Origin of the sequence: Pseudorhizobium marinum (assembly GCF_000705355.1) — a bacterium.
GTDB classification, from domain to species: domain Bacteria; phylum Pseudomonadota; class Alphaproteobacteria; order Rhizobiales; family Rhizobiaceae; genus Neorhizobium; species Neorhizobium pelagicum.
Map to the genome: position 1 here is coordinate 1 of NZ_JMQK01000050.1, position 6,995 is coordinate 6,995.

Here is a 6,995-nt window from a genome sequence, read left to right on the forward strand (position 1 = left end):
ATGGGGTCAATTTTGCACGCCGAAACACACTTCACCCATTGTGAGAATGGAGTCCTGCCAATCCGAGCTCCCTTGCTCGGCATTAGAGTGCCGTCATCTAGAACAGCCCCAAAATAGCGGGCCTGCGGATCGGTAATAATTTCGCGGTTGTCACCGATTTGTCGGAGGTAATTTTGAACGGCATCGCAGATCCTGATTGGCTCGGGACCCGCGACCTCAGTCACCTCGTTCAGCGGCGGCATGAGGACAACATCTGCTAGCGCATCAGCAACATCATCGGAGTGAATTGGCTGCATCATTGCGGGTGAGAGATGAACTGTATTGGCTTCCGCACCCGCTTGAGCGATGCCGAACATAAATTCGAAAAACTGCGTGGAATGCACCAAGGTAAATGGGATGTTGGCACCCCTGATGATCGTTTCCTGCGCAAGCTTAGCACGAAAATAGCCGCTTTCCTGGAGCCGTTCGGTTCCCACGACCGAGAGCGCAATGTGATGGCCAACTCCGGCGGCAGCCTCAGCGGCCATGATGTTTCTGCTCGACGACTGGAAGAATTCCATCACTGCGTCGTCCTCAAACGAGGGCGAGTTGGCAACATCTACGACGACTTGAGCTCCATCTAGAGCTTCCTGAAGGCCTTGGCCTGTTACAGTGTTGACGCCTGACGCAGGAGATGCGGCGACGACATCATGCTGGTTTGCCTGAAGCCGCTTGACCAGTTTGGATCCGATCAGGCCTGTGCCACCAATGACAACAATTTTCATGCTTATACTCCTCTAGATTTTGAAGCGGTGCAAACCGCACTTCCTTGGGTTCAACTCAAGTCATTCTTGGCTTAGTAGAGCTCTCGCATCAGAGGTTTGATACTGCTCGATTTCCACATGGGGCGGGGCCCAAGCTTCTGCCGACATGACCACAAATGTGAAATCTAGGATTTCTTGTTCACTCAACTCCCGGCGCACCCGCTGATAGACATCATATGAAACGCCTAATCCCGGACTCACGGTAACAACCTCAGCCTGAGCGAACCCACCGGGTGAAGGGTGGCTAAAACCCGCAAACTCCTGCCAGAAAAAAGACAAGTTTAAACGGAGCTCTGCGCTGCGCGTTCTCGCTTGATACAACTGCATCTCGAAGCAGAAATCGCAAACATTCAGTTCCGAGTTAAGCTTGCGATCGATATCATCCGAGCGAAATTCAGCATCAGCCCCTGCTTCAACCAATTCGTCTTCGACACTATTTATTTTCGCGATGCTCAGTACACTAGTTAATGGATGCGTCATAACTACACTCCTCTTATAGTTGAGCATATTCCACGCCATCCTTAGACGACATTGTCCGAGCATAAGCTGCCGCCCGTGCTTCGATAGATAAACGTAAGTTAGGGGCAACTCCGGAAACGATTGCGCTGAGCCTGTTCATCCGCCACAACGCGGATTGCGCACATCTAAACAGGGCCAGTTAAAGTGGGAGATCCTACAGCTCGCGACAGTGCGTCAACGCGCAGCCGTCCTTAGAAGGATACTGAGACACATTGGGGCCAGCAAGGCCGTGAAGCTTCTGAACATGAATCGCACTAACGGGCGAGAAGTTGATCGGCTCAGCAATTTTCGATCGCGGAAATCTCTTTTGCTACGAAATCACAAATCGCCCTCACCCTTTGTGGGACCGAGCGACTGAATCCATGTAACGCATTGAGCGGAAGTGAGGGCAGCTCAGCCCCTGGCAGTATCCTAATCAATCGACCAGCTTCAATATCTTCTGCTACAACGAACTTCATTAAGTAGGCGACACCTCTGCCGTGCAGTGCAGCTGCTTGTAGTCCGAGCCCTGAGTCACACTCGATCGAGCCCTCGGGCGAAATTCTACTGCCATCCGCAAAAGCGATCTCATAGCGACTGCCTGGTACGTAATATTTCGCGAAGGGGAGTTTAGCTAGGTCATCGATGTTCGTCGGACTTCCGTGACGCTCAAGAAGCGCGGGGGCAGCAACTAGCACCATCTCGAGGTCGCAAAGCTTCCTTGCGATCAGCTCGCTTTCTGTAGTCTGTCCTACCCGAAAAACGACATCATAGTCCTCTCGGATCACGTCGACAAACCTGTCGGTCACGCCGACCACCATGCTCAAGTCTGGATGGCTTTCGGCAAAGTCCCTAAGCAAAGCGTCCATAAGGACGCGGGCGATCTCGCTTGGAAGGCTGATCTTTAATCGACCTGTAAGCCCCCTCTCCTTTCCGACAACGTCACTCGCTGTTTGCAGCTCTCGAAGAAGCGGAGCTACGCGATCAAAAAACAGTTGCCCGTCAGAAGTGAGCGTTAGGGCACGGGTGGAACGTAAGAAGAGCCGAGTACCGAGCACCTTTTCAACGCGAGCGACGCTTTTGGAGATGGCCGACGGGGTTGTCCCCATGTGTCTCGCCGCCGCACTGAATGACCCGGTTTCAACGGTGCGTACAAATGCGATCAGGTTGGATGTTTCGCTGAGCAAACTAGTCATTTGAGCCTAAGAGGAAAAAATCCTGTTCCTGTTGGGGTTCTAATGGAGGACAGGCCTGCGGCTTATCTTTCTGTGCATCACCACGGAGATAAGAACCCAATGCAAAAACTTACGAACAAAGTAGCAGTAGTCACAGGCGGAAATAGCGGCATCGGCAAAGCGACCGCCGCTCTTTTCGCCAGAGAAGGGGCCCAAGTGATCATCACTGGCCGAAGAAAAGCGGTCTTGGATAGTGCTGTTGAAGAAATTGGCCATGGAGCTCTGGGTATTCAAGGCGACGTCGCCGATCTAGAGCACCATGCAGAGGTGGCGGCGAAGGTTCATCAGCTTTTTGGTGCCGCCGACATCTACATCGCAAACGCCGGGATCATCAACCTAACCACCTCCGACAAAGTCTCTCCCGAAGAATACGACAAACATTTTGCGGTGAACACGAGGGGTGTATTCTTTGGAGTTCAACACATTTTGCCAGTGATGCGAGACGGCGGAAATATCGTAATCACTAGCTCGCTCGCGGCTACAAGGGTCCTACCTAACCACACCGTTTATGCTGGCGCAAAGGCAGCGGTGGCCGCATTTGCGCGGAATTGGGCTTTGGAACTGAGGGATCGGAAGATCCGCGTAAACATCCTGAGCCCCGGACCTACAGACACCGCCATCCTTGCCAAGCTGGGAGTGAGCGATGCCGACAGGCCGTCCTTCGAGGCGGACCTCGCCCGCACCATTCCTGCAGGACGTCTCGGCCTACCAGAGGAACTGGCAAACGCCGCTCTCTTCCTGGCATCGGATACTGGAAGTTTCGTCAATGGAATCGAACTCAATGTCGATGGCGGCATGTTGATTGCTTAGGAGTTTAGATATGTCTGATTTGAACAGAGAGTTAGTGAAATTTATCGACCGTCTTGCCGAAGCGGGTAGTAACTACCGGATGGAAGAGATGGAAGATCTATACACAGAAGACCTTGGTTTCCTCGTCCTTACGTCCGAGGGAGAAATCACCCGTTTTTCGAAGTCGGAAATGTTTGCCGAGTTTCGGGCACGAAGGGACGCCGGAGAGCTGCCATTATCAACCGAAAAAAAGGTGCTCCACATCGAGGAACAGGGCAATCAAGCGACAGCGGTGCTCTACCGACGGATGAGTGAGCATGCAGATCCGGCGTTCTATGAGCTACGCTTAGTTAAAGAAGGGGAGAGCTGGAAAGTTATGGGAGAAACGGTTCTTCCATGGCCGGAGCTTTCCTCGGCGAGAGGTTTTCTTCCTCCAAGAACGCTCACGCGTTGATGCTTTGCGCAACCTCCATCGACATTGACGGTCCCGAAAGGGGCCGTCTCTTCCACAGCCTTGCTGAAGCCTGAGCTGCCAGTCCTGGGAACAGCCGTCACTGCTTCTAGATCGCTCTCGTATCCTAACGACACGTATCACCCGCATGAAAAACCGAAAACGATGAAGCAGGCCGGAGGTGCCCGCCAGCTACGACGTCCATGTGTCACGACCCCGCTTGCGTTCCGACTTCACCTTTACCGGAACACGAGCACGAGACCAGAGCTTTGCTTCAGTGACGGCCAATATGAAAATTGCGGCCAATTCGGTGATGAGAAGTCCTTCAATCCACGGCATTGTTCCGACCTTTCCAAAGCTGTTGTCGGTTGGCACGAGAGGCTATTGCGGACGGTATGAACTGAACATGCAACCATCCTACTCGCGTCTAGATCCGACGAAAACCTATACGTCCGGTGAGCCGCGCAGTTAGATCGGCCTTGCATCGTAAGCGGTGTTTTCCTCCCACATTGACTAAGCGCGAGAGATCGTTCCGATTACTATCGCTGCTTGATTGATGGCATGAATGCACCGACCGGGACGAGCCTTTACGCGTTGATGAAGGACCTGTTTCGACCCTATCCCGGTCGTAAAGCTGCAAGCAAGCGGGGTCTGCAAGCAACCGATTCATAAGCACAGTGGTGCCGTCGCGGCTAAGCAACAGCCAGCGCGTTTTCAGGGCTGCGCCTTCACCGGAAGTCGGAATGGCGCGCCTAGACGGTTGAAGGCGTTCATAGCTGCGATCGTGATTGTAAGATCTACCAAATCTTTAGGCTCGAAAACTGCCGAGACAGCAGCATAGGCTCGGTCAGAAGCATGTGTCTCGCTGACAAGCGTCACCTCCTCGGCCCAGGCCAGCGCCGCGCGGTACTGTTCGGAGAAAAGATACGGCACCTCTTCCCATACCGGGACCAGAGCGACCTTGTCGGCTGCCATGGTCTTCAGCAGATCGCGGGTGTGCAGGTCGATACAATGTGCGCAGCCGTTGATCTGCGATACGCGTAGGAACACGAGATGGATAAGTTCCTCAGGCAAATTCGTGTTGTATGTGACGTAGTGATGGACGCCGAAAAGGGCCTTGGCTCCAGCGGGTGCTACCTCGTACCAGTTGAGGCGCGTTGTCTCATTCATGATGGTCTCCTGTGAGTTGCGCCAACAGCCGGCGCTGCTCGAGTGACGACGCGGCGATGGGAGGCGTGACATCTCGACCTGATTTTATTTTGGCATGTGCCATGTCACACTTGCACGAACTCGCTCGTCCACGAGTCAGGCGAGCGAGTGCGAGGAAAGTGGCATGTGGCACAACGGCAGGAACGCAACGAACCGGTCTCATGACATCCGCGAGGGGGTGATGGCCAATGAAGCGAGCGCTGATGTGCCGCTTAGCGACCAAAGAACCGTAGAATTCGAACTGGATCGCAAACGCTTGCTGCGTCTGAGCTACCGGATGCTAGGGTCGATCACGGAGGCGGAAGATGTCGTGCAGGATGCGTGGTTGCGTTGGGTACGCGTTGAAGACGAAGTTCGTACTCCGACCGCCTATCTCACTCGCATCGTCACCCGACTATGCCTTGATCGGATGAAGTCGGCGCGAGCGCGCCGCGAGATCTATGTCGGCCCATGGCTACCAGAGCCTTTGGTCGAGCCTCTTGATGCGCAAGAAGCCATTGTTGACGATGTCACTGTGACGCTGATGTTAGCGTTGGAGCGACTTTCGCCGCTAGAACGAGCGGCCTTCCTGCTCCACGAAGTGTTCGACGTGGCGCTGACCGAGGTGGCGGTCGTGCTTCATCGTGAACCTGCCGCCGTTCGGCAACTTGCTTCTCGCGCACGCAAGAATGTTCAGAATGCACGACCACGATACAGCGTCGGGGCGGCAGAGGCTGATGGAATTGCGCGCGCTTTTTTTGCTGCTTCGCGTGACGGCGATGTCACCGCGCTTTCGGCGTTGCTCGCGCGCGATGTCGAGATACATAGCGACGGCGGCGGCAAGGTGCTGGCGTTCCGAGAAGTCATCCGCGGCTTGGAACGTGCACTGCGACTCTTCGTTTCCGCTCAGCGAAAGGCCGCGACTCCGCCCACCTTGCTGCGAACCGCAACTATTGACGGCCTGCCCGGGTATGTAAGCCTTGATCCAAATGGTGTGCTGCAAACAACAGCTCTCGGCATTCGCGACGGTAAGATTTTCGCGATCTATATAGTCAAAAACCCGAATAAGCTGACGCATATTGACGTTTAAGATCGACGCTGCGGCCTTGTTCTCAGGCCACGGGCTTGGTTTCTGGCTGGTCGGCGAAGGCCCAAGGCAACAGGTCGTCGAGCTGACTATTCGGGTGGCCATTGACGATTTTGGTGATGACGTCGGCCAGATAGGCAAGTGGCTCAACGTCATTGAGCTTGGCCGTTTCGATGAGCGAGGCGATGGTCGCCCAGTGTTCGGCCCCGGCGTCAGAGCCTGCGAACAAGGCGTTCTTCCGATTGAGGGCAATCGGCCGGATGGAACGCTCGATGGTATTGGAGTCGATCTCGATACGGCCGTCATCGATGAAACGGATCAACCCATCCCAGCGTGAGATCGTGTAGCGGATTGCTTCGGCGAGCTTGGTCTTCTGGCTGATAAGCGAGAGTCGCTCGGTCAGCCAAGGCGCGAGACTGTCGATGATCGGACGGCTCTTGGCCTGCCGGACGGCGCGACGTTCTTCGTGGGTGATACCGCGGATGTCGTCCTCGATCTTGTAGAGTTCGGCGATGCGCCTGAGCACTTCGCTGGCAATAGGCGCGGGACCGGCCGCCGCCAATTCATAGAAGCGCCGACGCACATGACTCCAGCAGAATGCCAGGGAAACGCTGTTGCCAGCGGCGAGCGCTCGATAGCCCACGTACCCGTCGACCTGCAGGATGCCGACGAAGCCATCAAGATGCGCCATTGGGCGTTCGCTCTTGCGATCGGGCGCATAGACATAGACGACACCGGGCGGGTCGGCTCCCTGCCATGGCCTGTCATCACGAGCATAGGCCCAGAGCTGCCCGGTCTTAGTCTTCCCCCGACCCGGATCGAGCACTGGGGCGGTCGTCTCGTCGGCGAAGAGCTTGGACGAGGCCTTCAGATGCTCGAGCAGCCTTTGATGAACCGGGCGCAAGTGCCTGGCTGTCAATCGGCGCGGAAAGTTGACCCCATAT

Annotated in this window: 8 protein-coding genes; 3 read left to right on the forward strand and 5 right to left on the reverse strand. The window is 55.2% G+C overall.

Annotated features, from left to right (window positions below; all coding sequences use genetic code 11):
• The 3 genes from EO99_RS0125115 to EO99_RS0125125 form a co-directional block, all read right to left on the reverse strand.
• A partial coding sequence (locus tag EO99_RS0125115; protein ID WP_077067180.1) for an SDR family oxidoreductase occupies window positions 1-764 on the reverse strand: 764 nt, incomplete at its 3' end.
• Between the two features lie 60 nt (window positions 765-824).
• Window positions 825-1,283 carry a carboxymuconolactone decarboxylase family protein gene (locus EO99_RS26505; protein ID WP_156035016.1) on the reverse strand — a complete coding sequence of 153 codons (459 nt, stop codon included), beginning with the start codon at window positions 1,281-1,283 and terminating at the stop codon, window positions 825-827.
• A 317-nt stretch (window positions 1,284-1,600) separates the two neighbouring features.
• Window positions 1,601-2,497: a LysR family transcriptional regulator gene (locus EO99_RS0125125; protein ID WP_029621292.1), complete on the reverse strand. Its 897-nt coding sequence runs from the start codon at window positions 2,495-2,497 to the stop codon at window positions 1,601-1,603.
• Window positions 2,498-2,596: 99 nt separating this feature from the next.
• Here EO99_RS0125125 and EO99_RS0125130 point away from each other — a divergent pair, with 99 nt between their 5' ends.
• Both EO99_RS0125130 and EO99_RS0125135 read left to right on the forward strand, forming a co-directional pair.
• Window positions 2,597-3,346, forward strand: coding sequence for an SDR family NAD(P)-dependent oxidoreductase (locus EO99_RS0125130; protein ID WP_029621293.1), 750 nt, complete (start codon window positions 2,597-2,599; stop codon window positions 3,344-3,346).
• Window positions 3,347-3,356: 10 nt separating this feature from the next.
• Window positions 3,357-3,779: a hypothetical protein gene (locus tag EO99_RS0125135; RefSeq protein ID WP_029621294.1), complete on the forward strand. Its 423-nt coding sequence runs from the start codon at window positions 3,357-3,359 to the stop codon at window positions 3,777-3,779.
• Window positions 3,780-4,490: 711 nt separating this feature from the next.
• Here the strand turns inward: EO99_RS0125135 and EO99_RS0125140 are convergent.
• Window positions 4,491-4,946: a carboxymuconolactone decarboxylase family protein gene (locus tag EO99_RS0125140; RefSeq protein WP_029621295.1), complete on the reverse strand. Its 456-nt coding sequence runs from the start codon at window positions 4,944-4,946 to the stop codon at window positions 4,491-4,493.
• A gap of 220 nt (window positions 4,947-5,166) precedes the next feature.
• On the opposite strand from EO99_RS0125140, the gene EO99_RS0125145 reads away from it, so the two are divergent.
• Window positions 5,167-6,054, forward strand: coding sequence for a sigma-70 family RNA polymerase sigma factor (locus EO99_RS0125145; protein WP_029621296.1), 888 nt, complete (start codon window positions 5,167-5,169; stop codon window positions 6,052-6,054).
• 22 nt (window positions 6,055-6,076) lie between these two features.
• On the opposite strand, the gene tnpC is transcribed toward EO99_RS0125145, so the two are convergent.
• Window positions 6,077-6,995: IS66 family transposase (gene tnpC, locus EO99_RS0125150; RefSeq protein WP_029621297.1), on the reverse strand; the 919-nt coding region annotated here is incomplete at its 5' end.